Here is a 24,551-nt window from a genome sequence, read left to right on the forward strand (position 1 = left end):
TCCCAACGAACCCGCCCCACCGTCCCAGCCCCGCCGACGGTGGGGCGCCTGAACCATCACCTCTCCATGCCCGCGCCACGGTGACCCGTGTTGCCCACCAGGCGCCGGACCACTCCCTCCCCCCAACGGCGCCCCACACACAGTGAACGGCGAACAGCGCCGTCAGCGCACGCAGCCGCGTCCGCGTGCCTGGGCGGCCTCCGCATGGGAGGTATCACTCACCACGCCTGCCTCATCCGCGCAGGACGCGCAGCGCCATGAACCGTGTGCCTCCACTGAACCGAGGATCCATCGCATGCCGCCAACACCCCATCTCACCGCAAAAGCCGACGCCCCGGCTCCGCTGCTCAGGATGACCGGGATCACCAAGTCCTTCCCGGGCGTCCGTGCCCTCGACGGTGTCGACCTCACGGTCAACGAGGGCGAGGTCCACTGTCTCCTCGGCCAGAACGGCGCAGGCAAGTCCACCCTCATAAAAGTCCTGGCCGGTGCCCATCAACCTGACGACGGCGAGATCGTCTGGCGAGGGGCACCCACCCGGCTCAAGTCCCCGATCGCCGCCATGCGCCTCGGCATCGCGACCATCTACCAGGAACTCGACCTCGTCGAGCACCTCTCCGTGGCCGAGAACATCAGCCTCGGTCACGAACCGACGCGCGCCGGATTCGTCGTCCGCGCCGGTGCCGCCCGCCACAGCGCCGCTTCCCTGCTGGACAGGCTCGGCCACTCGGAGATCAACCCGGCGGCACTGGTCGGTGAGCTCTCCGCCGCACAGCAGCAGATCGTCTCCATGGCCCGCGCCCTGTCCCATGACGCGCGCCTGATCGTGATGGACGAGCCGTCGGCGGCCCTGGACCCGGACGAGGTCCGCAACCTCTTCCGCATCGTCGACACCCTCACGGCCGACGGCGTCGCCGTCGTCTACATCTCGCACCGCCTGGAGGAGATCCGCCTGATCGGCGACCGCGTGACCGTCCTGAAGGACGGCCGGTCCGTCGCCGACGGTCTGTCGGCCCGGTCCACCTCCACCGGCGACATCGTCGAACTCATGACAGGCCGCACGGTGGAACATGTCTTCCCCCAACGACCGCCCGTGCCCGTCACTTCCGATGTGCCGCCCGTACTTGCGGTCGAAGCATTGTGCCGCCAGGGGGAGTTCGAGCCGGTCGACTTCCAGCTCCGCCCAGGGGAGATCGTCGGCCTGGCCGGTCTGGTGGGATCCGGCCGCTCCGAGATCCTGGAGACCGTGTACGGCGCACGCAGGCCGACCGCCGGCCGGGTGTTCGTGGACGGTGAGGAGATCCGGCCCGGTAACGTCCCCGCCGCCGTTCGCGCCGGCATCGGTCTGGCCCCCGAAGAGCGCAAGGCACAGGCACTGCTGATGCTGGAGTCCGTCACCCGCAACGTCTCCGTGTCCACCCTCCGCAGATTCTCTCGCCTCGGCTGGATACACCGAGCCGCGGAGCGTACCGCCGCGCAACAGGTGACCCGTGACCTCGCGCTTCGCCCGAACAACCCGAACACCCAGGTCAAGAACCTCTCCGGCGGCAACCAGCAGAAGGCCGTCCTGGCCCGTTGGCTGCTCCGGGGTTGCCGCGTCCTGCTCCTGGACGAACCCACCCGCGGCGTCGACATCGGAGCCCGCGCCGAGTTGTACGCCGTCATCCGGCGCCTGGCCGACGAGGGCATGGCCGTCCTCATGGTCTCCAGCGAGATCCCTGAGGTCCTCGGCCTCGCCGACCGCGTTTTCGTCCTCCGCGAGGGCCGCGTCGTACACACCGCCCCCGCCCACGAACTGGACGAACACCGCGTACTCGATCTCGTACTCGAAGGGAACCACGCATCATGACGCAGTCCGCGGCCGCACCCGCGGCCGAGAAGCCCGCTCACGCGGCGCCGCCACCGCGTCGGCCCGCACTCGGCCTCCGGCTCGATGTGCGCACTCTGTCGCTGCTCGGTGTACTCGCGATCCTCGTGCTCGTCGGCGGAGTCACCAAGCCGGACGAGTTCCTCGCCGTGAGCAACCTTCAACTCGTGCTCACCCAGGCTTCGGTGATCGGCGTGGTCACGGTCGGCATGACCTTCGTGATCATCGGCGGTGGGATCGACCTGTCGGTGGGCGCGATCGTGGCGCTGGCCTCGGTGTGGGCGACCACGGTCGCCACCCAGGACTTCGGTTTTACTGGGGTTCTGTTCACGGCGATCATGGTGGGTGTGGGCTGCGGTCTGGTCAACGGCGTACTGATCGCCTACGGCAGGATGGTCCCGTTCATCGCCACCCTCGCCATGTTCGCCTCGGCCCGTGGTCTCGCCCTGCAGATCACCGATGGGCGCACCCAAGTGGTGACCATCCGAGGCATCCTCGATCTGGGCAACAAAGACGCGTATGTCCTTGGCGTGCCGCCCCTCGTGATCGTCTTCGCGGTGGTCGTCGTCATCGGTTGGCTGTTGCTGAACCGTACGACGTTCGGACGGCGCACCGTCGCCACCGGCGGCAACCCCGAAGCCGCCAGGCTCGCCGGGATCGACGTGCGCCGCCAGCGCCTCTACCTGTACCTGCTCTCGGGACTGTGCTGCGGCATCGCCGCCTTCCTGCTGATCGTTCTGTCCGGCTCGGGCCAGAACACCAACGGCAATCTCTACGAACTCGATGCCATCGCCGCAGCCATCATCGGCGGCACCCTGCTCAGCGGCGGCCGTGGCACCATCACCGGCTCCGTCCTCGGTGTCCTGATCTTCACCACGATCACCAACATTTTCGCGCTCAACGATCTCCAGAGCGCGACCCAGCAGATCGCCAAGGGCGCGATCATCATCGCCGCCGTCCTCGTCCAACGCCGCACTGCCCACGAGTAAAGCGCCACGCCAAGGAGACACAGGAACATGGCACAGCAAGTGCACACCACCCGCAGAGGACTGCTCTTCGGTACCGCCGCCGTGTCGGCCGGCGCACTGCTCACCGCATGCACGTCCAACGATGCCGGCAACTCCAAGGGCGGCTCGGCCGAACAGGCCCCCCTCGCCGACGACAAGGCCGGCAAGCACGTCACCATCGGCTTCGCGGGCCCGCAAGCCGACCACGGCTGGCTCAACGCCATCAACGTCAACGCTCGCGACCGCGCCAAGAAGTACAAGGACGTCTCGCTGGAGATCACCGAGGGCTCGAACGACACGGCCACTCAGATCGGCCAGGTGGAGACCCTCATCAACAAGAAGGTCGACGTCCTGGTGATCCTGCCCGCCGACGGCAAGGCGCTCACCCAGGTCGGACTCAAGGCCATGCGCGCCGGCATACCGGTCGTCAACCTGGACCGGATCTTCAACACCCCGCAGGCGTACCGCTGCTGGATCGGAGGCGACAACTACGGCATGGGCCTCAACGCCGGCCACTACATCGGTGAGAAACTCAAGGGCAAGCAGAACGCCCGCGTCGTCGAACTCGCCGGGCTCGACAGCCTGGAGCTGACCAAGCAGCGCACCAAGGGCTTCGACGACGCCCTGCAGAACTACCCGAACATCAAGAAGGTGGCCCGCCAGGCCGCCGAGTTCACCGTCGAGTCCGGCCAGTCCAAGATGGCGGCACTGCTCCAGGCCAACAAGCACTTCGACGCACTGTGGAACCACGACGACGACCAGGGCGTCGGCGCTCTGCGCGCCATCGAGCAGGTCGGGCGGGACGACTTCTTCATGGTCGGCGGCGCGGGAGCGCTCTCCGCCTTCCAGGCGATCAAGGCCGACAGCGGTGTCCTGAAGGCGACCGTCCTCTACCCGCCGACCATGGCCGCCTCGGCCATCGACCTGGCGCGGGCGCTCGGACAGGGCAAGGGGATCGGCGGCATGGCGGAGTTCGAGATCCCCTCTTCCGTCACCCTCTACTCGGCAGTCGTCGACAAGGAGAACGTCGACCGTTACATGCCGACCGGGTTCAACTAGACCGCTCCGAGGACTCACACCCATCGTCGCCGAGGGTCGGGGCCGGTGCGCCGCACCGCGCCCGCCCCGACCGCGTCAAGGAGAACTCGCGCATATGGAATCCATCGTCGCCCGCAAGCCGCGACTCGGGATAGGCATGGTCGGCTACGCCTTCATGGGTGCAGTCCACTCGCAGGGCTGGCGCACGGCCGGCCGCGTCTTCGACCTGCCGCTCGAGCCACAGCTGACCGCGGTGTGCGGCCGAAACCGGCAGGCGGCGCGCGCCGCCGCGGACAGGCTGGGCTGGACATCCGCCGAGACCGACTGGCGGGACCTGATCAGACGCGACGACATCGATCTCGTCGACATCTGCACCCCCGGCGAAAGCCATGCGGAGATCGCCATCGCCGCGCTCGACGCCGGCAAACACGTGCTGTGCGAGAAGCCGCTGGCCAATACGGTCGCGGAGGCCGAAGCCATGGTCGCCGCGACGGCACGCAACCCGGGCCGGATCGCCATGGTCGGATTCAACTACCGACGCACGCCTGCGCTTTCCCTGGCCCAGGCCATGATCGGGGCCGGCAGACTCGGCACGCTCCGGCACATCCGTCTCACCTATCTCCAGGACTGGCTGGTGGACCCCGACTTCCCCCTCACCTGGCGGCTGAGGCGCGAGACAGCCGGGTCCGGCGCCCTGGGTGATCTGGGGTCGCACATCGTCGACCTCGCCCAGTTCCTGGTCGGCGAGCCACTGGCCGGCGTCGCCGCGCTCACGACGACCTTCGTCCCCGAACGCCCCGTCCTGGCGGGTGCGTCAGCGAAACTCACCGCCTCCACAGGAGTCGACCGTGGCCAGGTCACCGTCGACGACGCCGCCCTGTTCACCGGCCGCTTCCCGTGCGGCGCACTCGCCTCCTTCGAGGCCACCCGCTTCGCCCACGGCCGCAAGAACGCGCTGCGGCTCGAGGTCAACGGCGAGCGCGGCTCTCTCCTCTTCGACCTGGAGCGCCTCAACGAGCTCCACTTCTTCGACGGCACCGAACCCGGAGCCGAAGCCGGGTTCCGCCGCATTCTGGTGACCGAACCCGACCATCCTTACCTCGCCGCCTGGTGGCCCCCCGGCCACGGACTCGGCTACGAGCACACGTTCATCCACCAGGCCCGTGACCTTGTTCAGGCCGTCGCCGACGGCACCCAGCCCTCCCCGTCGTTCACCGACGGGCTCCAAGTGCAGCGGGTGCTCGCCGCCGTCGAGGAGAGCGCTTCCAAGGACAGCGTCTACACACCCGTCTCCCCTTCCACAGACGGAGAAGGACGTGCATCATGACCCATCGCTTCACCCTCTTCACCGGCCAATGGGCGGACCTGCCTCTTGAGGAGGTCTGCAGGATCGCCCGGGACGCCGGGTTCGACGGCCTGGAACTCGCCTGCTGGGGTGGCCACTTCGAAGTGGAGAAGGCCCTCTCCGACCCGGCCTATCCGGACTCCCGTCGCAGGCTCCTGGAGAAGTACGGCCTGGAATGCTGGGCCATCTCCAATCACCTGGTCGGCCAGGCCGTCTGTGACGCGATCATCGACGAGCGTCACCAGGCCATACTCCCGCCACAGATCTGGGGCGACGGTGACGCCGAGGGAGTCCGGCAGCGGGCGGCCGCCAGGATGAAGGACACGGCACGCGCGGCGGCCGCCTTCGGCGTCGACACGGTGATCGGCTTCACCGGATCGGCCATCTGGCACATGGTCGCCATGTTCCCACCGGCCACCGAAGCCACGATCGAGCGCGGCTACCAGGACTTCGCCGACCGCTGGAATCCCGTACTCGATGTCTTTGAGACAGAAGGCGTCCGCTTCGCCCACGAGGTGCACCCCAGTGAGATCGCCTACGACTACTGGACCACCGACCGCGCCCTGCGCGCCGTGGATCACCGTCCCGGCTTCGGCCTCAACTTCGACCCGTCGCACTTCGTCTGGCAGGACATCGACCCGGCTGGCTTCCTCTACGACTTCCGTGACCGCATCTACCACGTCGACTGCAAGGACGCCCGCAAACGCCTCGACGGCCGCACCGGACGCCTCGGCTCCCACCTGCCCTGGGGCGACCCACGACGTGGCTGGGACTTCGTCTCCGTGGGCCACGGCGACGTGCGCTGGGAGGACATCTTCCGCATGCTCCGCTTCATCGGATACGGCGGCCCCGTTTCCGTCGAATGGGAAGACGCCGGCATGGACCGGCTCCAGGGTGCTCCGGAAGCGCTGGCCCGTCTGAAGGCGTACGACTTCAGTCCACCGTCCGCCTCCTTCGACGCGGCCTTCGGAGGAACCAACTGAGTGGGTGAGGTGGCGGAGGGACAGACCTTGTGGCGCCTGCAACGGACACCCGGAAGGTAAAGCATCGACAAAGTGGGGGGATGCGTCGGGCCACCCTCGCTCCTCCCCAGTGCAAAGCCGACACAGCGCCAAGGAGTCACCCATGCCTCGACCGTGGGCCGACCTGCACGACCGAATCATCCAGCCCATCCGACTCGCACCGGAGCGCTACCGACCCCGGCCGGTGCGTAGCGGCGACGCGGAGACCGCGAGACTCGTCCACTCAGGCCGCCCGACAGGCCACGAGCCCGCAAGGCGGTGGCGCCCTCCGGCCGCCGACTCCACCAGCGCGCTGGGCATTGTGTCTCCCTCTTCACCGTGAGCTTCAGCTGACAAACATCATGATATCTATGGCTATTTACGGATACGTACTTCCCAATCTTCACAACAGGCACCACACTGTCTCCCGCACCACGAGCGAAGCACTCCGCGGGGGACGAATCGATGCCGGCATCCGACGCAGAACTCACCAGCGCCATCCGGGCGTCAGGACGGCACAGCGACAGCGCGGCCGATGCCCTCGATGAGCTCTACCGTCGACACCGCCCGGCCCTCCTCGCCTACGCGCGGACCTGCTGCCGTGATGGACACACCGCCGAGGACCTTGCGTCCGAAGCCTTCACCCGTACCCTGCAGGCGGTACGGGCCGGCCGCGGTCCCGAGTCCGCGTGGCGCCCGTACCTCCTGTCAGTGGTCCGCCGTACCGCCGCCGACTGGGCAGCCACCGCCCGCCGCACCGACCTTTCACCGGACTTCGAACGCTGGCTGGAGTCCGCCCCCGTCGAGGAGAGCGGCGAGGAGCGTGTCCTGCGCCAGGAGGACGATGCCCTGCTCGTGCGCGGCTTCCGCTCCCTGCCGGAACGCTGGCAGTCGGTGCTGTGGCACACAGTCATCGAGGGCGAGTCGGCCGAGCAGGTCGGCGCGCTCCTCGGTATCAGTCCCAGCGGCGTCGGCTCGCTGGCAGCCCGTGCTCGCGAGGGCCTGCGCGAGGCGTACCTCACGGCACACATCGAGTCCGTCGAGTCCGCGGACCAGGCGGAGTGCCGGCACTACAGCCGTCTTCTCGCGGCCGCCATACGCCGCCCCGGCCGACGGCCCAACAAGGACCTGGCCCGGCACCTCGACGCATGCTCCGGTTGCCGCCGCGCCATGACGGAACTGACCGACCTCAACGAGCGCCTGCGGCTGATCCTGCCCGGCGCGGTGCTGTTGTGGGCGGCCCCCGCCTACCTCGTCTCCCGGCTGGCGCAGGCGGGCACGGGGGCCGGCGGCACCGGGCATGCCGCTGTCCACCCTCCGAAGTCCACGCTGAACCCGCTGGGCGCCGGCCTCGCGGCAGGAGCCGTGATACTGGCGGCTACAGGAGGCTTCCTGCTCCTCTCCGACTCGGGAAACGACACGCGCGCCGCAGCGCCCGCCTCCGCGCCCAGTCTCTCGCCGACACCCTCGAAGACCGCTTCCCCGCCGCCGAGCCCGTCCCGCACCAGTCGCCCGGTTCACACCCGGACCCCGACGCCTTCCAGTCACAACGAGCTCCCACTGAGCACCACGTCCACCGTCAACAGCCCGGACCCCACCGGTGAGATGGTCGCCGGCGTCGCGGCCGACCTCTGCCTGGACAACCACTGGGCATCCCCCGCTGACGGATCGCCCATCACCATCTACCCCTGCAACGGCACCATCGCCCAGAAGGTGACCGTGACCAGTGACCACCGCCTCAAGATCCAGGGCAAGTGTGTCGACGTCTCGGGCAGCGGCACGGCCAATGGCACACCGGTCCGGCTGTTCTCCTGCAGCAGCAACACCGCCACACAGGTCTGGATGCCGCAACCTGACGGCTCCCTCCTCAATCCCCACTCGAACCGATGCCTGGACGACCCCGGCGCCACCCTGCAGGCAGGAGCGCAACTGCAGATCTTCGACTGCAACAAGACCGCCGCACAGCGCTGGCGCATTCCCTGACCACCCCGCTCGAAACATAGACAACCAAGGGACCAACGCACCGCTGGAACACCTGGCCCGGAGGGCGCTCCGGTTACCCCGGCAGAGGCGAAAGCCGGCTCTCGAGGCGGTCGCCGCTCGCGCGGGAGTCGGCCGGGCACGGCCTCACGCGTGACCAATGACTCCGGCCGCGCCAGCTCCAGAGCCCCTGTGATTCCTGAAGCCCCTTACCCATTGAGGCTTTCTCAACGAAGATCATTTCGAGTGACTGTTGAGGACGAGAGCGGCATGGGCTATGCCGCCGATTCGGCTCGGGCTGAGGGTCACGTGCTTGAGGGCGCGCCAGCGCTCCTTGAGTTCCGCGGGGTGGCGGTGAGCAGCGCGCGGACGGCGGCGTGGACCTGGTTCGCCACCACCTCGGGGGTCGAGGTGTCGAGCTTGCCGTCGAGGTGCAGGAACGCCAGGCCGTGGACTATGGCCCACACGCCCGTGGACAGCGCCTCCGCGTCAGAGTCGGGGAAGATGCCGCGGACGATGCCGCGGACGTACTCCCAGATGGCGGCGGTGGCTGCGGCGCGTTCCTCGTTGGTCGGGTCGCAGGGCTCGGCGAACATCACCCGGAAAATCGCCGGGCGCTCAAGGGCGAAGCGGACGTAGGCGACGGCGAGCTCGGCGAGGTCCTCGGGGGCACGGGGCGAGGGGTGCGCCGCCGTCAGGTGGTCGGCGAGCTCGCCGTAGCCCTGCGCGGCGACGGCGGAGACGAGCGCGTCGCGGTCGGCGAAGTGGCGGTAGGGCGCGGTTGCCGAGACTCCGGCTCGTCGTGCCACCGCCCGCAGGGACAGGCCGGCGCCGCCGTCCTCCTCGAGCAGTTCCCGCGCGGAACGCAGGCAGGCGGCACGCAGATCGCCGTGGTGGTACTGGGCGTTCGCTTGTGGCATGGGTCACTCCTCCAATGTTTGCACCGCTCACATCGCGGGTCTAATGTAAGCGATGTACACATCGTAGTGAATGGTAGAGAGGCCCGGATGACCAGCAAGCTGTTCGCACCCCTACACCTGAGCTCCGGCTCGATGCTGGGCAACCGGATCGCCAAGGCGGCCATGGAGGAGAACATGGCCGGCGACGGCCAGCTCCCCGACCGCCAGCTCATCGCGCTCTACCGACACTGGGCCCGCGGCGGCACCGGACTGCTGATCACCGGCAACGTCATGGTCCACGCCGAGGCGCTGACCGGCCCCGGCGGCGTCGTGCTCGACGAGGCCGCACCGCTTGAGCCGTTCGCGCAGTGGGCCACGGCCGGCAAGGTCGCCGGCGGTTCGATCTGGATGCAGATCAACCACCCCGGCCGCCAGGTCCCGTCCGACATGCCCGGCGTCGTCTGGGGCCCGTCCGCAGTGGGCGTCGACCTGGGTCGGCACAGCAGCCGCTTCGGCCGCCCCGCCGCCATGACCCCGCAACAGATCGAGGCCACCGTGGCCCGCTTCGCGGTCACCGCCGCGCGCGCCGAACAGGCCGGGTTCGACGGTGTCGAAGTCCATGCCGCACACGGCTACCTGTTGTCGCAGTTCTTGTCCCCCCTGGTCAACAAGCGCACCGACGCGTGGGGCGGATCGTTGGAGAACCGGGCCCGGATGCTGCTGGACGTCGTCCGAGCCGTCCGCGCCGCCGTCTCGCCGTCCTTCGCAGTCGCTGTGAAGATCAACTCTGCCGACTTCCAGCGCGGTGGCTTCGACGCCGACGACGCACGCCGGGTGATCGAGTGGCTCGCGCCGCTCGGGGTCGACCTGGTCGAACTGTCCGGCGGCAGCTACGAGAGCCCCGCGATGACCGGCCGCCCCGCCGACGCGCGCACCCAGGCCCGCGAGGCGTACTTCCTCGACCTGGCTAAGGACCTGGTCAAGGCCAGCCCCCTGCCGCTGATGCTCACCGGCGGCATCACCCGTCGCGAGACCGCCGAGCAGGTCCTCGCCAGCGGCGTGGCGCTCGTCGGGATGGGTACCGCTCTCGCCGTCACCCCGGACCTGCCCAATCGCTGGATGATCGGCCACGAAGCCGAACGCCAGCTGCGGCCGGTGACCTGGTCCGACAAGGCCCTCGCCACGCTCGCCGGCATGGCGCAGGTCCGCCACCAACTGCGCCGCATCGCCCGCGGGAGCGACCCTCGGCCCAATACCCACCCGGCGTACACCCTGCTGTCGGAGCGACGCCAGCAGCGGCAGGCACTACGCCGCTATCGCACCTGGCTGGCCGAGGCCCAGGCAACCACCGCGGGCAGACCGCACTCGTAGTCGCACCACCCACCCGCACACCCGCCCGTACGGCCCACACGATCAGCCGTCCGTCCCCGTCATCGAAAGACTTGGACCATGACTCGTCGTCTTGAAGGCCCTGGTCACCGGAGCCTTCCTGCCGATCGACAGGAACCAGGCCGACACTCATGCGCGCTACGACGCGGAAGTTAGGTTTCTTCCCTGCTTCGCCGTTCAGTTGGCCGTCGGAACGCTGTCTCACCACCGGAGAACACAGATGAACAGAATTCTCGCCGTTGTCACCAACCAGGCAACCTACGGGACCGATCCCCACCAGACCGGGCTGTGGCTCGCAGAGCTGGTTCACTTCTACGCGGGGGCCCTCCAGGCCGGCTTCGAGGTCGACATCGTCAGTCCAGCCGGGGGCCGGGTGCCGCTGGACCCGCGCAGCACCAGATGGGCGGACAAGCAAACACGCGACTACATGAACGATCACGCGTTCATGTCGGGCCTGAACGACACGAGCAGCGCGACTGACGTCGACCCGGACCGGTATGCCGCGATCTTCTACACCGGCGGGCACGGCGTCATGTGGGACTTCCCCTCCAACGCTGCGCTCCAGCAGGCCGCGCGCCAGATCTACGAGAACGGCGGCGTGGTCTCCTCCGTGTGCCACGGTGCCTGCGGACTGCTGAACATCAGGCTCTCCGACGGCTCCCTGCTCGTCGAGGGCCGCACGGTCACTGGCTTCTCCACCGCCGAGGAGCGCGTCGCCATGGTGAAGAAGCGGGTGCCGTTCCTGCTGGAGGACGAACTCCGCAACCGGGGCGCTCGCTACATCAGGAACACCATCCCGATGACCCCCTTCGCCACCGCTGACGGCAGGCTCGTGACCGGACAGAACCCCTACTCCACCAAGGTCGTCACCGCAAAGATCATCGAGACGCTGCACCAGCTTTGAACACAGCCTGTACTGACCGTCGCGATTCTCACCATTGCTACGGCTTCACGGCCTCAAGCACTGATGGCTCCTCAGCGAAATGATCTACGCGAAGCTGGGTGATCCGGCCGGACCCCACCAGCGGGGACTGGCTGTCGGCAAGCGCGAAGCCCCTGGTAGGACAGGTCTCACCACAAGATCATGTCCACGGCTACCAGAGCCTCCGCGTTGGTCACATATGCTGCCACGCTCGACGTCCCGCGCCACATCGTCGAGTTCCTCTCCCGTCTGCTCGCCGCGCACCGCCGCCGACTGCGGACGCCGCGTGGTTCACGAGCGTTGGGCCCGTTCCGCCAGGCCGTGCTGGTGCTGCGCTGGTTCCGCGAGCGCGGCTGTGTGCACTGCCTGGCCCGCGATGCCGGCGTCTCCCAGGCCACCGGTTACCGCTACCCGCACGAAGGCATCGGCGTGCTTGCCGCGTAAGGCATCGACGGACCGCCAGACGGCAACCAATTGTCGATCACGCGCGCCTGCTTCGAGGGCGTCAGCGGGGTGAGAGCATGCGGCGAAATCGACCGGGACAGGGCCCCCTCAACTTCTCGATGCCGCAGCTGCTCACGGCGTCGCCTCGTACCGGACGGTGCTGGGCCTCGACGACGTCACCTTCATGGACTCCAGCGGCATCAACGCTCTCACCACCACCCCCGAACCGTGCGAAGCGCCGGGAGCCGGTCACGGCGGGCAGCACCCAGTGCCTCCGTCGCACGTCTCTTCCAGATCGTCGGTCTGGATGACGTCGTAGCCTGTAACGCCTGATGCCCGCCACGGTTGTGGCGGGCATCAGGCCGGGTGCGCACAGCCGGCTGTCAGCCGGTGGTGAGCAGGCCCTCGCGCAGGCGAGCGAGGCAGCGGGACAGGAGCCGGGAGACGTGCATCTGGGAGACGCCCAGGCGCTCGCCGATCTGGGCCTGCGTGAGTTCTTCCACGAAGCGCATGTGGATGATCTGCCGGTCGCGCTCATCCAGGTCAGCGATCAGCGGGGCCAGGGAGTGGAAGTCCTCCACCAACTCCAGGTCGGTGTCTTCGACGCCGATGAAGTCCTGGAGGACGCTCTCGCCGTCCTCGCTGCCGCCGATGGCGGCGTCCAGGGAGGAGGAGTTGTAGCCGTTCGCGGCCAGTCGGGCCTCCATCACCTCGTCCTCGGGCAGGCTCATCAGCTCCGACAGTTCCTTGACCGTCGGCGTGCGGCCCAACCGGCTTCGCAGTTCTTCCGTGGCCTGGGCGAGCTGTACGCGGGCCTCCTGCAGCCGCCGGGGAACGTGCACGGCCCAGGTGGTGTCGCGGAAGAACCGCTTGATCTCCCCGACGACGTAGGGGATCGCGAAGGAGGTGAACTCCACCTCGCGGGACAGCTCGAACCGGTCGATCGCCTTGATCAGGCCGATCATGCCGACCTGGACGATGTCCTCCATCTCCTCCGGTCCGCGGCTGCGGAACCGGCCGGCCGCGTAGCGGACCAAGGACATGTTCATCTCGATCAGCGTGTTGCGCGCGTAGCTGTACTCGGGCGTGCCCTCCTCCAGCACTGCCAGCTGTTCGAAGAACGAGCGGGAGAGTTCGCGGGCATCCTTGGGCGCCACCCGGGTGGGGTCGGCGACTTCGGGTACCTCGGTGGTCTGCGTGTCCAGCGTGCTCATGAGCGCCATGTAGGTCCCCTCCCGGATGCGAACTCGTGCCACGGCCTGCTGTGCGGCCGACGCTTCGGCTACCCCTTCATTTTCCACCCATGCCTGCCACCTCGCGATCGAGGGCCAGGGCTGTGAGCTGGCACGTCGCCCCGCTGAGAGGCCACCCGCCCGGTCCGGCCGGAGAACCCGCCGGCGTTCCGGAGTCGGCCTCGCGGCCCTCGTGCTGCGGGTGGAGCAGGGGTTGCGACCGGAACCGGGGCGGCGCCCCGTCGGCACAGGCCAGTAAGCGGGTCACGCATGCAGTGGCGTCGGTGTCCTCGGATTGGGCCCCCGTTCGGGGGCGTCAGGGGGCGTACCCGTAGTGGCGTCGGCCGCCGACGGCGTGCCCCACGGAGTCGATGACGAGCAGGATGATCCCGATCGTCCACAGAATGCCGACGTGCAGGACGAACTCGGCGACGCCCAAGCCAGCACGGTTGCACCGAGATACGGGCAGCGGACACAGCCCCACTGGTCGTACCACCTCATCCAGCGACCAGCGCGGACACCGACGGCCGTACATCGGCCGCGTCGGCGGCCCTGCCGCGAGAAAACGAGCGACTCAGGAATGTCAGGGAAATGCCGTCACACGAACGCCAGGGCCCGCGACGTGCTGACGGCTTCCTTCGGCTGTCGGCCGTCGAGCCTGGCGGTCGCTCACCTGCTGGTCCAAGCGCTGACGCCGAGCGGATCGTCCGTCAAGGCCAAACGGCCGGTGATGCGCTTACCTACCGGCTCCCGCGTGGCTTCAAAGCCTGGCAGACTGCCATGACAATCTCCACACCATGCTGCCCCACCCGGCCCACATCGGCGGCCCGAGCCACCGGCAGCACTGGGTCGGAGTCCCACACCTGGACCTCCACCAGATCACCGGCGATCCGCAGATCCAGCAGAATCGGGCCGCCGGCATACTTCTGCGCGTGGGTGACCAGTTCGCTCACCACCAGCTGCGTCACCTCCACAGCTCGCTGGGAGACCGCGATACCGTGCTCAGCGCGCATCCGGGTCAGGAAACCGGCAGCCGCGTGACGGGCCTCGGCGATGCAGGGGCCCTGCCCCTCCCCCAGCGGGATGCGCCACAGAATCACGGAGTGCGGCAAGCTCAAGTGCCTCCTGACACCGTCGCCGAGGCCGTCATCACCTGGGCCCACCGCCCCCAAACCCTGCCTGCACCGGTCATGCAAGCACTGGATGCCCTACGCCTGCATCCACGCCCGAGCCACCTCGAAAGCCGATCCCCCTGGGACAGCGGCGGCTGGCTGGTGGTGACCGTGCTCCTCACACGGCACACGCGGCGGCGCGGTCGTCGCTGCCGTACGCCGCGGGACCAGCAATACACCGGCGCCGCGTGTACCCCCCGACTGCCGATCAACCCGCGCCTCGTCCGGGCGGGGCCCGAGCATGACTCGGCAGGCAGTGTTCGGGAATTCCGCCCGCAGCATGTGGAGTGGCGCCGGGAGCGGCAGCGCATCGCGGACGCTGAGGTCGCCCTCCTCGATCCGGAGGCGTGGCAGTTGCCGCAGCAATGCCACGCAGATGACGGCAGCGTCGGGGGGCGCGGGGTGCTCCTGGTCGACGCTCTCTCCGACGGCTGGCAGGTCCGCCGTTGCCCCCGCGGCAAAGACGTCCCCGCCTGCTTCCAACCGCCCACACCAGGACAGGCGACATAAGCGGAGGCAGGAATAGCCAGGGGCCGCGCAGGTTTCTTCAGCGCGTACCCATCCTGCCTCCACCGCACCACATTCACCATTTCCCCTTCAGACTCTTCTGGCGCTCTTTCATTGTGCGATCGTCAGCCAAGCCCGTAGGGCCTGGCCGGTATCGGCCAGGCCCTACGAAGGGGTGAGTACCGGTCAGGTCACCATCGATACCAGCGGCCGCGGCCACCCCCGGCGCTCGTGGAGCGCATGACGAAGCCGAGCAGCCACAGCGCCAGGACGGCGAGGGCCACCCACCAAAGCATCTTGACGGCGAAACCGGCACCGAAAAGGACGAGTGCGAGAAGCAGAACGAGCAGCAAGGGAACCATGGTTATCGACCTCCTGAGCCGCCGTATGCCCCGCGACTGCTCCTTCATTCCGCGGCTCTGCCTCGTTTGTGCAAGGAGAGCCGGGGCACGGGTGGGCTACAGCGAAAACAGCACCGAAGCAATGAGGAGGCGCATCCCATGACTGCCGGCGAAAAGGCCAAGGCGAAGACCGAGCAGGCCGAGGGCAAGGCCAAGGAGGCCGTGGGAAGCGCCATCGGGAATGACCGCATGGCCGCCGAAGGACAAGCGGAAAACAGCATGGCCGATGCCCGTGAGGCCAAGGAGAAGGCCAAGGACGCCTTCAGGCACTGACGACATCTCCTTTCTCCGAAGGGCCTTCCCGTACACGCCTCGGGAAAGCCCTTCCGGGTACTTCGGCGCGGTTGCAACCGCTGTCACTCGGCTCACCTGGGCTGCGCTGCCGCGTAGTGGGCGGGGGCCCCACCGGGCCGGGCGCGCCTGACCCACGGCGACACCTGTGAAGGGCCGTGCACCGCCCGCCAGGACCCCATGCCCGCCTAGGATTCTGAAGACCATAGGCGCACGAGGTGAGCGGCCGCGTACGGGCGGCCTACGGGCGTCCCCACGTCCTGTTCGGCATTCTGCGGATTGACCATGGCCATGCTGTTGCGTCATTGCCCGGTCAGCCCACTCCGTCCTCAGGAACGGGGGATGGTCTCCCTGTCCCAGTGGATGGGGAAGGTCTGGTCGAGACCGACGATGCGCCGGGTGCGTAGGGTGTGGGTGGGTACCGCTGCGAGTGCGAGGTCCGCTTGGGCGGCGTGGGCGGCGTGGGCGGCGATGAGGGCGCTGAGGCCGCTGGAGTCGCAGAATGCCATGCCGCCCAGGTCCAGGATGAAGTGCTGGCCCGGTCGGAGGGTGATCGTGGGGATCACTTCAAGTAGTCCCGTGGCGCTGCCGTAGTAGAGCTCGCCGAAGATCTCCAGAACGGGACCGGTGGCAGCGTCTCGGATGGTGATCTTCAGTGGGCTCATCGGCTGCTTCTCGTCCGGGGGTTGGGGGCTGGGACACCGAGGGCGAGCAGTGCGGTGTCGTCGTCGAGGCCGTCACCGAAGCTGTGCAGCAGGCCGGTCAGGGCCTGGATCGCAGCGGGCGGGGGCTTGCCGGCGTGGTCGGCGGCGAAGGCGAGCAGGGCTTCGTTCCCGTACGGGCCGGTGTGGTCTTCACCGGTGCGCGCCTCGGTGATGCCGTCGGGTGTGGAGCAGGAGCATGCCGCCGGGGCCGAGCACGGCAGTGGCCGCGGTGAAGCGTGCGGAGGGCAGGATGCCGACGAGGAGGCCACCGGGCGTGGGCAGGAAGTCGGCGGTGCCGTCGGCACGCACGGTGATGACCGGCCTTGCCGAACAGGACCGCGTAACTGGAGGGGAGCTGGCTGATGATGTGGTTCAGCTCTCCGCCAGTGACAGCGTCGGCGACGGTGGTCAGGACCGCGCTGGCGTCCCACTGCGCCGTACGCGGCCGGGCATGGGTGCGCTCGGCGACCCGGCGGTAGAACTCTTCGATCCCGAAGCTTCGCGCCTGCTGCGGCGCGGCATGGTCCAGGACTTGTCCCAGCGGGCCGGGCAGCTGGGATGCGAGGTCCTTGACCTCTCCCGGGCTGATCCGCTGGGCCAGCACTTCCAGCACGGCGTTGGTGACGTCCGCGGCTTCGTCCTGGTCGTTGTATTCGCCTCGCTCGCGCACACGGGCGAGGAATCCGTCGTATTTCTCATAGCCGACTTCCTTCTGCCCCGGTCACCGCTGGTCATGAGGGTCGCCCGGTGCGCCGTCGGGCCGGCCGGGTCCGCCCGCCGGCGCGTAGCTGCCGTTCGCAAGGGCCTTGGCCCGAGACTCACGCAGGGCACGGCGGAAGCGCCGGGGGCCCCAGGAACGGCCGCCCACCGCCTGTTCGAGTCGGTCGCCGCTCGTCGGGCCGGCTTCTTGGAGCGCGTGGGTTATCTGTTCGATTTCGTCGTCGAGGCGTTGTTCGGCCATGGCGGACGTACGACCTGCCGTGCCCGCGGTGCCGGCCATCCTCGGCGAGTACAGGGTGCTGCCCGGTCCGGTGCCCGGGCGGTAACGGCGGGCTCCTACTCCCGGCGGCGGGCGGTGCGGTCGGCGCTTTTCAGGACCTCGCTCACCGTCGGACAGGCCGAGTTCGCTCCCGCGTAGGCCACGAAGAAGGTCAGCGAGACCAGCAGCAAGAACCGCCAACGGTGGGGAGCCACGTAGCGCGTTTCTCCGCCGCCGTGAGGGGTGTCGAGCCCCGCCGGCCCGGCCAGAGTGCCGGATGGGTGACCGGAACCGCGGCGCTCGCGTCTCAGCCGCTGCTCTCGGTACTTTCACTCGTCTCGGTGATCTCGACGTGTCGCGGCTTTGCGACGTCGGCCTTGGGGACGGTGATGCTGAGCACTCCGTCCTGCATCTCAGCCTTGATCTTGTGGGTGTCCAGTTCTCCGGGCAGCCGCAAGCGGTACTCGAAGGCTCCGACGCGGCGGGTGCTGCGGCGCAGGACGCCCTTGCGCTCCCGCTCCTTGATCTCTCCGGTGACCACGAGTTCGGGACCGTTGGCCTCTACGTCAATGTCCTTGCTCTTCACTCCGGGGAGTTCGATCTCTATGTGGAACGCGTCCTCGGACTCGGACACGTCCGCGAGAGGCGTCCACGCAACCGCGGGTGCCGCGCCCACCGTCGACTCCAGCAGGCCGCTCATCTGGTTGAGCAGTTCGTCGAACTCGACCAGGGGATTGACAGGGGTGGGTGCCCAGACGGGCCTTTCCTGCAGGCCGCCACCGCGGTGGCGCCGGACGGGCATGGCCATCGCAATCGCCTCCTTCTTCCTTCTCGTGATCTCATCGTCCGCCATGCGTCATGCGAGCCATGCGGACTCCTTGTGACGTATGCGTGGGGAGACGTCCGAGTGGCCCGCGGCAGCTGACGTGCCCGTGGTGCCGGGTACGGCCGAGTGCCCCAGGTGCCGGTGGACGAAGTGGATGGCCATTGCGCCCTCACCGGCGGCGGAGGCCACCCGCTTCACCGAGCCGCTACGGACGTCCCCTACCGCGAAGACCCCCGGCAGGCTGGCCTCCAGGGTCATGCACGAGCGCCCGCGGCCGTGCCACACCTCGGGGGAGGCGCAGGCTTCCTGGGCCTCCGGCCCGGTGAGGACGAAGCCGCGGGAGTCGAGGGCGATGATGCCGGCGAGCCACTCGGTGTGAGGGTCGGCGCCGGTGAAGACGAACAGGCTCCGTACCGCGAGCCGGCGGTGCCCGCCCGTGCGGTTGTCGACCACGTCGAGCTCCTCCAGCACTTCCTGGCCGATGACCTCGGTGACCTCGGTGTGCAGCATGACCTCCACCCGCGGATGGCGCTCGACCTGGTCGACCAGGTAGCGGGACATGTTGGCCTCAAGGCCAGCTCCTCGGACCAGCAGATGCACCTTCGGCGCGTACCCGGCGAGGAACAGCACCGCCTGGCCCGCCGAGTTGCCTCCGCCGACGACGGCCACCGGGTCGGTGCGGCACTGCTGGGCCTCGTAGACGGTCGCCGAGTAGTGCACGCTCGTTCCCTCCAGGCGTTCGATGCCGGGCACCTGGAGCCGGCGGTAGCGGGCACCCATGGCCAGGACGACGGCGCGGGCGGCGATCTCGCTGCCGTCGGCGAACGCCACCACGTAGTGGTCCTCGTCCTTGGGATGGAGACCGGTCGCCTCCAGCGGAAGGCTGATCCTGGCGCCGAATTTGTCGGCCTGGAGCACGGCGCGCTCGGTGAGTTCGGCGCCGGAGATGCCGGAGGGGAAGCCGAGCAGATTCTCGATGCGGGACGACGTGCCGGCCTGGCCGCCGGTGGCCATCGCCTCCACCACCGTGGTGCTCAGGCCCTCGGAGGCGGCGTACACCGCGGCAGCGAGGCCGGCGGGTCCGGAGCCTACGATGAGGACGTCGCCGTGACGGTCTCCGGCGGGTAGTGACGGCAGGCCGATGAGCCGGGCCAGTTCCGCGTTGCTGGGGTTGCGCAACAGGGTGGTGTCCCGCCAGATGACGAGTGGTGTCTCCGCCGGGCCGACGCCGAAGCGGCGCAGCAGCTCTTCGGCCTCCTCGTCGGTCTCCAGGTCGATCCAGCGGTGCGGCAGCCGGTTGCGGACGGCGAACTCCCGCAGCCGTCTGGTGTCGGGCGAGTAGCGCGAGCCGATGATGCGGAAGCCGGCGCCCTGTCCGACGAGCAGCGCGCGACGGCCCAGACAGGCGCGCAGCACGACGTCCCCGATGGTGGAGTCCTGGGACACCAGGTGGCGCAACTGCTCCAGGGAGACGACGAGGACCTCGCCGGGCTCCCTCGCGACAGCGGTGTAGAAGGCCACTTGTCCGTACAGCAGGCCGAGTTCACCGATGAAGCGACCGGGGCCGTGCACGCGCAGCACGTGCTCCTCGGGAGTGCCGTAGTCCTCGACGACGGCGACGGAACCGCTGAGGACGACGAAGAACGCCTCGCAGCGCTCCCCCTCCCGGATCAGCACGTCGTTCGGAGCCATGGTCCGGCGTTGCCCGCGCTCCGCCAGACGTGCTATCTGGTCCTCCGTGAGGCGCGGATACGCGCCGTAGATGTCCGGGGTCTCCCAGAAGGCTGCCTCGTCCGCTTTCTCCGGCACCGGTTCTTCGCCCGGCAGCGACTGGTCGCCGGACATCAGACGAACGCCTCGTGAACGTAGCACCAGCGCCATTCCTCGCCGGGCTGGAACGACTGCACGATCGGATGAGCGTCGGCAGCTGCGTGCCTGCGCGCGTGCTTGTTCGGCGAGGAGTCGCAGCAGCCGACGTGTCCGCAGGTCAGGCAGAGCCTCAGGTGGACCCACGGGGAGCCGAGCATCAGACACTCCTGGCACCCTTCTGGGGTCAGCGGCTGGACCGGCCGGGCAAGCGCGAGGTGGGGGTCTGCGTGCAGGGTCATCCGGATCACCCTTTCCGGGCGGTGATCGACTGTTCCACCCACTGGCGCAGAGCGGGGGCGGGCGCCGCCCCCGCCTGCCGGGCGACCGTCTCGCCCTGGTCGAGGATGAGCAGTGTCGGTACGGCCTGGACCTCGAACCGCTGCGACAGTCGCGGGTTCTTGTCGACGTCGACCTTGACGAGTTTGATTCGGCCGGCGAGATCGGTGGCGACCTTCTCCAGTGCGGGGCTGACCCATGCGGCAGGGGCCGCACCAGGTGGCCCACAGGTCGACCACGACGGGGATGTCGGCCCGCTCGGCGACCTCGGTGAAGTCGTCGTCGCCCGCGTCCACCATCCACGGCAGGGGCTGCTTGCAGTGGCCGCACTTGGGGCGGCCCTCCGCGGCCACGGGCACCCGGTTGGTGCGCCCGCAGCTGGGACAACTGACGGTCGTCGCCTGCATCGTGCTCATGCCGCCCGCGCTCCCTTCACGTCCTCGGGCTGGTCGTAGGTGACCACCAGCTCTCCATGTTCGGCGTCGACGCGGACCGTCGCGCCGTCCTGGACGTCACCGCGCAGCAGGGCGCGCCCGACCATCGTCTCGACCTCATGGGAGATGTAGCGGCGCAGCGGCCGGGCCCCGTACACCGGGTCGTAGCCCTGGTGGGCGATCGACTCCCTGGCTGCTTCGGTGAGTTCAACGGTGATGCGGCGTTCGGCGAGCCGGCGGCGCAGCTCGTCGAACTGCAGCTCCACGATCCGCTCGATCTGCCGCTCGCCGAGCGGTTTGAACAGCACGATGTCGTCGACGCGGTTGAGGAACTCCGGGCGGAAGTGCCCGCGCAGCTCGCCCATCACCAGGGCGCGGGCGTCCGGCTTGATCTCGCCCTCGGCGGTGGCGCCGTCGAGGAGGTGCTCGGAGCCGATGTTGGACGTCATGATGATCACGGTGTTGCGGAAGTCGACGGTGCGGCCCTGGGAGTCGGTGATGCGGCCGTCGTCGAGGACCTGCAGCAGGGTGTTGAAGACATCGGTGTGCGCCTTCTCGATCTCGTCGAACAGCACGACCGAGTACGGCTTGCGGCGTACGGCCTCGGTGAGCTGGCCGCCTTCCTCGTAGCCGACGTATCCGGGTGGTGCGCCCATGAGCCGGCTGACGGTGTGCCGCTCCTGGTACTCACTCATGTCGAGGCGGACCATGTTCTCCTCGGAGTCGAACAGGGCCGCCGCGAGGGTCTTGGCCAGCTCGGTCTTCCCGACGCCGGTGGGACCGAGGAAGATGAACGAGCCGATGGGGCGGCGCGGGTCGCGGATGCCGGAGCGGGCGCGGATGATGGCGTCGGCGACGAGTTTGACGGCCTCGTCCTGGCCGATGACACGCTCGCGCAGGATCTCGTCGAGGCGCAGCAGCTTCTCGCGTTCGCCCTCCTGGAGACGGGCGACGGGGATGCCGGTCCAGGCTGCGACGATCTCGGCGATCTCCTCCTCGGTGACGACCTCGCGCAGCAGCCGGTTCTGCCCTTGTTTGGCGGCGAGTTGCTCCTCCTCGGCCTTCAGCCGGCGCTCCAGGTCCTGGAGGCGGCCGTAGCGGAGTTCGGCGGCGCGGTTGAGGTCGTAGGCGCGTTCGGCCTCCTCCGCCTCGTGGCGGACCTGCTCCAGTTCCTGGCGCAGTTCCTGCACGCGGCGGATGGCCTGCCGTTCGGCCTCCCACTGGGCGTGTTTGGCGTCGACCTCGCCGCGCAGGTCGGCCAGTTCCTTGCGCAGTTCCTCCAGGCGGGCTTTGCTGGCGGCGTCGGTCTCCTTGGACAGGGCCGCCTCCTCGATCTCCAGGCGGGTGACGCGGCGGGTGATCTCGTCGAGTTCGGCGGGCATCGAGTCGATCTCGGTACGCAGCCGGGCGCACGCCTCGTCCACGAGGTCGATGGCCTTGTCGGGCAGGAACCGGTCGGTGATGTAGCGGTGACTGAGGGTGGCCGCGGAGACCAGTGCGGTGTCCTGGATCTTCACACCGTGGAAGACCTCGAGGCGTTCGCGCAGTCCGCGCAGGATGGAGATGGTGTCCTCCACGCTCGGCTCGTCGACCAGCACCTGCTGGAAGCGGCGTTCGAGGGCGGCGTCCTTCTCGATGTGCTTGCGGTACTCGTCGAGGGTGGTGGCGCCGATCATCTGGAGTTCGCCGCGGGCGAGCATCGGCTTGAGCATGTTGCCCGCGTCCATGGCCCCTTCGGCGGCGCCCGCGCCTACGACGGTGTGGAGTTCGTCAACGAAGAGCAGAATGCGTCCCTGGGCGGCCTTCACCTCGGACAGCACGGCCTTGAGGCGTTCCTCGAACTCGCCGCGGTACTTGGCGCCGGCGACCAGGGAGCCCATGTCGAGAGCGAACACAGTCTTGTCGCGCAGGCCCTCGGGGACGTCACCGCGAACGATGCGCTGGGCCAGGCCCTCGACGATGGCGGTCTTGCCGACGCCGGGATCGCCGATGAGGACGGGGTTGTTCTTGGTCTTGCGGCTGAGGATCTGGGTCACGCGGCGGATCTCCGCATCACGGCCGATGACCGGGTCCAGCCGCCCGGACCGAGCCTCGAGGACCAGGTCGCGGCCGTACTTCTCCAGAGCCTCATAGGCCACTTCAGGGTTGGCGGAGGTGACGCGCTGGTTGCCGCGGACCTGGGTGAGCGCGCTCAGGAACGAATCCCGGGTCACGCCGTGCTCCTTGAGCAGGCGTCCGGCGGCGGTCGCCGAGCCCTCCTCGGCCAGGGCGAGCAGGAGGTGCTCCACGGACACGTACTCGTCCTTGAGGCGTTTGGCCTCCCGCTCGGCGGCATCGAGCAGGCGGGACAGGCGCTGGGTGACGAAGACCTGGCCGGGTGCCGCGCCGGGACCGGTGACCTTCGGGCGGCGGGAGAGTTCCTCGCGCACGGCAGCGCGCAGCTCCTTCGGCTCGGTGCCGGCCTGTTGCAGCAACCGTGGGATCAGACCGTCCTCCTGATCGAGAAGCGCGAGCAGCAGGTGTTCCCCGTCGACCTCGGTCTGCCCCATGCCGACGGCCGCGCTCTGGGCCGCCTGGAGGGCTTCCTGGGACTTCTGGGTGAGACGGTTCATGTCCATGGGGGTGTTTCACTCCTCGTGCCGCGGCCGCGCAGGGCGGCTTCGAGCAGGCTGATGCGGTCGAGCAGGTCGAGCACCAGGCCGATGGATGCGTAGTTGAGGCAGAGTCCGGTGCGCAGCCGCTGGATGCGGGCAAGGACCGCCGGGGCCGTGGGGTCGAACACCAGGTGCCCCGCGGCGTCGCGTTCGGCGTCGACCAGGCCGAGGGCGACGAACCGGCGGATCAGATCGGGGTGGAGGCCCGAGCGACGGGCCACGGCGGCCAGGGAGAGCCTGGGGACGGGCACGAGCGCGTACCGGACAGCCGTCGAGGCCGTGACGTCGGCGCCCGTTCGTACCGGACGGGCGCCCACGCCGGCCCGGCCGGTGCCTCCCGCTCCCGCGGGTCGTTCGTTCATCGCGTCCTCCTGGGGTCGAACGAGGAGGTGGCGGCGAGCTCCTCGAATAGTTCGCGCTCCCGGTCGCCGAGGGCGGGAGGCACCATGACGCGAAGTTCGGCGTACAGGTCGCCGTTCGCGCCCCGCGGGTTCGGCATGCCCTCGCCGCGCAGCCGCAGCCGCCGGCCGCTGGACGAACCCGCGGGCACCGTGACCTTGGCCGTGCCGCCGCCGGGGGTGGGCACCGGCACGGTCGCACCCAGGGCCGCCTCCCACGGGGCGACCGGGACCTGGACGTGCACGTCGCGGCCGTCCAGCCGGAACCGGGGGTGGGGCTGGATACGCACCCGCAGGTACAGGTCGCCCGCGGCGGCGTCACCACTGCCCTGGCCACCCTCACCCGCCAGCCGGATGCGCTGCCCGTCGGTGACGCCCGGTGGCACGTCGACCTCGTAGCGCCGCGGCTGCCCGGTGGGGCCGGCGAGTGTGACGGTGCGACGGCCGCCTCGGTACGCCTCCTCGACTGTGAGCGGCAGTTCGGCCTCCTGGTCCGCTCCGGGGACGCCGCCTCGGGCGGCGCCGGCTCCGAACATGGAGCCGAACAGGTCCTCGATGTCGATGCCCTCCGCGCCGAAGTCGTCGCCGAAGCCGGTGGCGTACCGGACGCGAGGACCGCCACCGCCTGCGGTCCTCCGAGCGCGGAAGCCGCCGCCCGCTCCGGCCGCGACCCGTTCGTCGAAGTCCTCGGGGATCTTGCGGAAGTCCTCGCCGAAGCGGTCGTAACGGGCCCGGGTCTTCGGGTCCGACAGGACGCTGTATGCCTCGTTGAGGTCCTTGAAACGCTCCTCCGCCCCGGGGTCCTTGTTGACGTCGGGGTGGTACTTGCGGGCGAGCTTGCGATATGCCTGCTGGATCTCGTCCTGGCTCGCGGTCCGCGACACGCCCAGCACCTCGTAGAAGTCCCGTGCCATGA

The 24,551-nt window shown here is 69.0% G+C and carries 22 protein-coding genes and 5 pseudogenes; 10 read left to right on the plus strand and 17 right to left on the minus strand.

Going from position 1 to position 24,551, the window contains the following annotated elements; genetic code table 11:
- Nucleotides 1-295 precede the first annotated feature (295 nt).
- The 6 genes from BFF78_RS05260 to BFF78_RS05285 all read left to right on the plus strand — a co-directional run bounded on the left by BFF78_RS05260 (nt 296) and on the right by BFF78_RS05285 (nt 8,241).
- On the plus strand, nt 296-1,849 hold the full coding sequence (locus BFF78_RS05260; RefSeq protein WP_069777193.1) for a sugar ABC transporter ATP-binding protein: 1,554 nt from the start codon (nt 296-298) through the stop codon (nt 1,847-1,849).
- Entirely contained in the window at nt 1,846-2,856 is a 1,011-nt protein-coding gene (locus tag BFF78_RS05265; RefSeq protein ID WP_193433413.1) for an ABC transporter permease, read from the plus strand. The genes BFF78_RS05260 and BFF78_RS05265 overlap by 4 nt, the downstream gene beginning before the upstream one ends.
- A gap of 27 nt (nt 2,857-2,883) precedes the next feature.
- Nucleotides 2,884-3,933: a substrate-binding domain-containing protein gene (locus BFF78_RS05270; RefSeq protein ID WP_069777194.1), complete on the plus strand. Its 1,050-nt coding sequence runs from the start codon at nt 2,884-2,886 to the stop codon at nt 3,931-3,933.
- A gap of 94 nt (nt 3,934-4,027) precedes the next feature.
- Complete coding sequence (locus BFF78_RS05275) at nt 4,028-5,239, plus strand: Gfo/Idh/MocA family protein (RefSeq protein ID WP_079161152.1); 1,212 nt, start codon at nt 4,028-4,030, stop codon at nt 5,237-5,239.
- Entirely contained in the window at nt 5,236-6,240 is a 1,005-nt protein-coding gene (locus BFF78_RS05280; RefSeq protein WP_069777195.1) for a sugar phosphate isomerase/epimerase family protein, read from the plus strand. Before BFF78_RS05275 ends, BFF78_RS05280 begins: the two co-directional genes overlap by 4 nt.
- A 483-nt stretch (nt 6,241-6,723) precedes the next feature.
- Nucleotides 6,724-8,241 (plus strand): sigma-70 family RNA polymerase sigma factor, encoded by a 1,518-nt coding sequence (locus BFF78_RS05285; protein WP_069777196.1) that lies wholly within the window; start codon nt 6,724-6,726, stop codon nt 8,239-8,241.
- Nucleotides 8,242-8,543: 302 nt separating this feature from the next.
- Here the strand turns inward: BFF78_RS05285 and BFF78_RS05290 are convergent, their stop codons facing one another.
- Complete coding sequence (locus BFF78_RS05290; RefSeq protein WP_069777197.1) at nt 8,544-9,158, minus strand: TetR/AcrR family transcriptional regulator; 615 nt, start codon at nt 9,156-9,158, stop codon at nt 8,544-8,546.
- A gap of 87 nt (nt 9,159-9,245) precedes the next feature.
- On the opposite strand from BFF78_RS05290, the gene BFF78_RS05295 reads away from it, so the two are divergent.
- The 3 genes and pseudogenes from BFF78_RS05295 to BFF78_RS05305 form a co-directional block, all read left to right on the plus strand.
- Nucleotides 9,246-10,508: an NADH:flavin oxidoreductase/NADH oxidase family protein gene (locus tag BFF78_RS05295; RefSeq protein WP_069777198.1), complete on the plus strand. Its 1,263-nt coding sequence runs from the start codon at nt 9,246-9,248 to the stop codon at nt 10,506-10,508.
- Nucleotides 10,509-10,599: 91 nt separating this feature from the next.
- The gene (locus tag BFF78_RS05300; RefSeq protein WP_227025716.1) at nt 10,600-11,430 is read left to right on the plus strand and encodes a type 1 glutamine amidotransferase domain-containing protein; all 831 of its coding nucleotides are present in this window, start codon (nt 10,600-10,602) and stop codon (nt 11,428-11,430) included.
- 207 nt (nt 11,431-11,637) lie between these two features.
- A pseudogene (locus tag BFF78_RS05305) lies at nt 11,638-11,886 on the plus strand (IS5/IS1182 family transposase); the annotation flags it as partial.
- Nucleotides 11,887-12,275: 389 nt separating this feature from the next.
- On the opposite strand, the gene BFF78_RS05310 reads toward BFF78_RS05305, so the two are convergent.
- The 4 genes and pseudogenes from BFF78_RS05310 to BFF78_RS05325 all read right to left on the minus strand — a co-directional run bounded on the left by BFF78_RS05310 (nt 12,276) and on the right by BFF78_RS05325 (nt 15,165).
- Nucleotides 12,276-13,115: an RNA polymerase sigma factor SigF gene (locus BFF78_RS05310; RefSeq protein ID WP_069777200.1), complete on the minus strand. Its 840-nt coding sequence runs from the start codon at nt 13,113-13,115 to the stop codon at nt 12,276-12,278.
- A 325-nt stretch (nt 13,116-13,440) separates the two neighbouring features.
- Nucleotides 13,441-13,563, minus strand: coding sequence for a DUF6131 family protein (locus BFF78_RS47880; protein WP_227025717.1), 123 nt, complete (start codon nt 13,561-13,563; stop codon nt 13,441-13,443).
- Nucleotides 13,564-13,793: 230 nt separating this feature from the next.
- Nucleotides 13,794-14,236: pseudogene (locus BFF78_RS45300) on the minus strand (ATP-binding protein).
- A gap of 758 nt (nt 14,237-14,994) precedes the next feature.
- Nucleotides 14,995-15,165: a hydrophobic protein gene (locus BFF78_RS05325; protein WP_069783393.1), complete on the minus strand. Its 171-nt coding sequence runs from the start codon at nt 15,163-15,165 to the stop codon at nt 14,995-14,997.
- Nucleotides 15,166-15,303: 138 nt separating this feature from the next.
- Between BFF78_RS05325 and BFF78_RS05330 the strand changes: the two genes are divergently transcribed.
- Nucleotides 15,304-15,477 (plus strand): CsbD family protein, encoded by a 174-nt coding sequence (locus BFF78_RS05330; RefSeq protein ID WP_069777202.1) that lies wholly within the window; start codon nt 15,304-15,306, stop codon nt 15,475-15,477.
- A gap of 347 nt (nt 15,478-15,824) precedes the next feature.
- Here the strand turns inward: BFF78_RS05330 and BFF78_RS05335 are convergent, their stop codons facing one another.
- The 12 genes and pseudogenes from BFF78_RS05335 to BFF78_RS05375 all read right to left on the minus strand — a co-directional run bounded on the left by BFF78_RS05335 (nt 15,825) and on the right by BFF78_RS05375 (nt 24,549).
- The gene (locus tag BFF78_RS05335; RefSeq protein WP_069777203.1) at nt 15,825-16,160 is read right to left on the minus strand and encodes an STAS domain-containing protein; all 336 of its coding nucleotides are present in this window, start codon (nt 16,158-16,160) and stop codon (nt 15,825-15,827) included.
- A pseudogene (locus BFF78_RS05340) lies at nt 16,157-16,520 on the minus strand (PP2C family protein-serine/threonine phosphatase); the annotation flags it as partial. The gene BFF78_RS05335 and the pseudogene BFF78_RS05340, both read right to left, overlap by 4 nt.
- Nucleotides 16,519-16,869 (minus strand): annotated as a pseudogene (locus tag BFF78_RS42675) (DUF2267 domain-containing protein); the annotation flags it as partial. The pseudogenes BFF78_RS05340 and BFF78_RS42675, both read right to left, overlap by 2 nt.
- A 51-nt stretch (nt 16,870-16,920) precedes the next feature.
- Nucleotides 16,921-17,199 (minus strand): hypothetical protein, encoded by a 279-nt coding sequence (locus BFF78_RS42680; protein WP_159032943.1) that lies wholly within the window; start codon nt 17,197-17,199, stop codon nt 16,921-16,923.
- Nucleotides 17,200-17,255: 56 nt separating this feature from the next.
- Complete coding sequence (locus tag BFF78_RS45990; protein ID WP_159032944.1) at nt 17,256-17,393, minus strand: hypothetical protein; 138 nt, start codon at nt 17,391-17,393, stop codon at nt 17,256-17,258.
- A gap of 92 nt (nt 17,394-17,485) precedes the next feature.
- Complete coding sequence (locus tag BFF78_RS05350) at nt 17,486-17,986, minus strand: Hsp20/alpha crystallin family protein (RefSeq protein WP_069783395.1); 501 nt, start codon at nt 17,984-17,986, stop codon at nt 17,486-17,488.
- Between the two features lie 48 nt (nt 17,987-18,034).
- On the minus strand, nt 18,035-19,849 hold the full coding sequence (locus tag BFF78_RS05355; RefSeq protein ID WP_069777206.1) for an FAD-dependent oxidoreductase: 1,815 nt from the start codon (nt 19,847-19,849) through the stop codon (nt 18,035-18,037).
- Nucleotides 19,849-20,112 (minus strand): UBP-type zinc finger domain-containing protein, encoded by a 264-nt coding sequence (locus BFF78_RS05360; RefSeq protein ID WP_069783394.1) that lies wholly within the window; start codon nt 20,110-20,112, stop codon nt 19,849-19,851. Before BFF78_RS05360 ends, BFF78_RS05355 begins: the two co-directional genes overlap by 1 nt.
- A gap of 5 nt (nt 20,113-20,117) precedes the next feature.
- Nucleotides 20,118-20,565 (minus strand): annotated as a pseudogene (gene trxA / locus BFF78_RS42685) (thioredoxin).
- The gene (gene clpB / locus BFF78_RS05365) at nt 20,562-23,201 is read right to left on the minus strand and encodes an ATP-dependent chaperone ClpB (RefSeq protein WP_069777207.1); all 2,640 of its coding nucleotides are present in this window, start codon (nt 23,199-23,201) and stop codon (nt 20,562-20,564) included. The pseudogene trxA and the gene clpB overlap by 4 nt, the downstream one beginning before the upstream one ends.
- On the minus strand, nt 23,192-23,599 hold the full coding sequence (locus BFF78_RS05370) for a chaperone modulator CbpM (RefSeq protein ID WP_069777208.1): 408 nt from the start codon (nt 23,597-23,599) through the stop codon (nt 23,192-23,194). The genes clpB and BFF78_RS05370 overlap by 10 nt, the downstream gene beginning before the upstream one ends.
- Nucleotides 23,596-24,549, minus strand: a complete 954-nt coding sequence (locus BFF78_RS05375; protein ID WP_069777209.1) for a DnaJ C-terminal domain-containing protein — start codon at nt 24,547-24,549, stop codon at nt 23,596-23,598. Before BFF78_RS05375 ends, BFF78_RS05370 begins: the two co-directional genes overlap by 4 nt.
- Nucleotides 24,550-24,551 lie beyond the last annotated feature (2 nt).

This window comes from Streptomyces fodineus (genome assembly GCF_001735805.1).
GTDB classification, from domain to species: Bacteria; Actinomycetota; Actinomycetes; order Streptomycetales; family Streptomycetaceae; genus Streptomyces; species Streptomyces fodineus.

Bases quoted from the DNA above. Each gene is read 5' to 3' on its own strand.
- BFF78_RS05375 (WP_069777209.1), bottom strand. From the start codon at position 24,549: ATGGCACGGGACTTCTACGAGGTGCTGGGCGTGTCGCGGACCGCGAGC.
- BFF78_RS05275 (WP_079161152.1), top strand. From the start codon at position 4,028: ATGGAATCCATCGTCGCCCGCAAGCCGCGACTCGGGATAGGCATGGTC.
- BFF78_RS05370 (WP_069777208.1), bottom strand. From the start codon at position 23,599: ATGAACGAACGACCCGCGGGAGCGGGAGGCACCGGCCGGGCCGGCGTG.
- clpB (WP_069777207.1), bottom strand. From the start codon at position 23,201: ATGGACATGAACCGTCTCACCCAGAAGTCCCAGGAAGCCCTCCAGGCG.
- BFF78_RS05260 (WP_069777193.1), top strand. From the start codon at position 296: ATGCCGCCAACACCCCATCTCACCGCAAAAGCCGACGCCCCGGCTCCG.
- BFF78_RS05285 (WP_069777196.1), top strand. From the start codon at position 6,724: ATGCCGGCATCCGACGCAGAACTCACCAGCGCCATCCGGGCGTCAGGA.
- BFF78_RS05335 (WP_069777203.1), bottom strand. From the start codon at position 16,160: ATGAGCCCACTGAAGATCACCATCCGAGACGCTGCCACCGGTCCCGTT.
- BFF78_RS05330 (WP_069777202.1), top strand. From the start codon at position 15,304: ATGACTGCCGGCGAAAAGGCCAAGGCGAAGACCGAGCAGGCCGAGGGC.
- BFF78_RS05350 (WP_069783395.1), bottom strand. From the start codon at position 17,986: ATGGCCATGCCCGTCCGGCGCCACCGCGGTGGCGGCCTGCAGGAAAGG.
- BFF78_RS05295 (WP_069777198.1), top strand. From the start codon at position 9,246: ATGACCAGCAAGCTGTTCGCACCCCTACACCTGAGCTCCGGCTCGATG.
- BFF78_RS05310 (WP_069777200.1), bottom strand. From the start codon at position 13,115: ATGGCGCTCATGAGCACGCTGGACACGCAGACCACCGAGGTACCCGAA.
- BFF78_RS05265 (WP_193433413.1), top strand. From the start codon at position 1,846: ATGACGCAGTCCGCGGCCGCACCCGCGGCCGAGAAGCCCGCTCACGCG.
- BFF78_RS05280 (WP_069777195.1), top strand. From the start codon at position 5,236: ATGACCCATCGCTTCACCCTCTTCACCGGCCAATGGGCGGACCTGCCT.
- BFF78_RS05325 (WP_069783393.1), bottom strand. From the start codon at position 15,165: ATGGTTCCCTTGCTGCTCGTTCTGCTTCTCGCACTCGTCCTTTTCGGT.
- BFF78_RS05355 (WP_069777206.1), bottom strand. From the start codon at position 19,849: ATGTCCGGCGACCAGTCGCTGCCGGGCGAAGAACCGGTGCCGGAGAAA.
- BFF78_RS05270 (WP_069777194.1), top strand. From the start codon at position 2,884: ATGGCACAGCAAGTGCACACCACCCGCAGAGGACTGCTCTTCGGTACC.
- BFF78_RS42680 (WP_159032943.1), bottom strand. From the start codon at position 17,199: ATGGCCGGCACCGCGGGCACGGCAGGTCGTACGTCCGCCATGGCCGAA.
- BFF78_RS05290 (WP_069777197.1), bottom strand. From the start codon at position 9,158: ATGCCACAAGCGAACGCCCAGTACCACCACGGCGATCTGCGTGCCGCC.
- BFF78_RS05360 (WP_069783394.1), bottom strand. From the start codon at position 20,112: ATGACCCTGCACGCAGACCCCCACCTCGCGCTTGCCCGGCCGGTCCAG.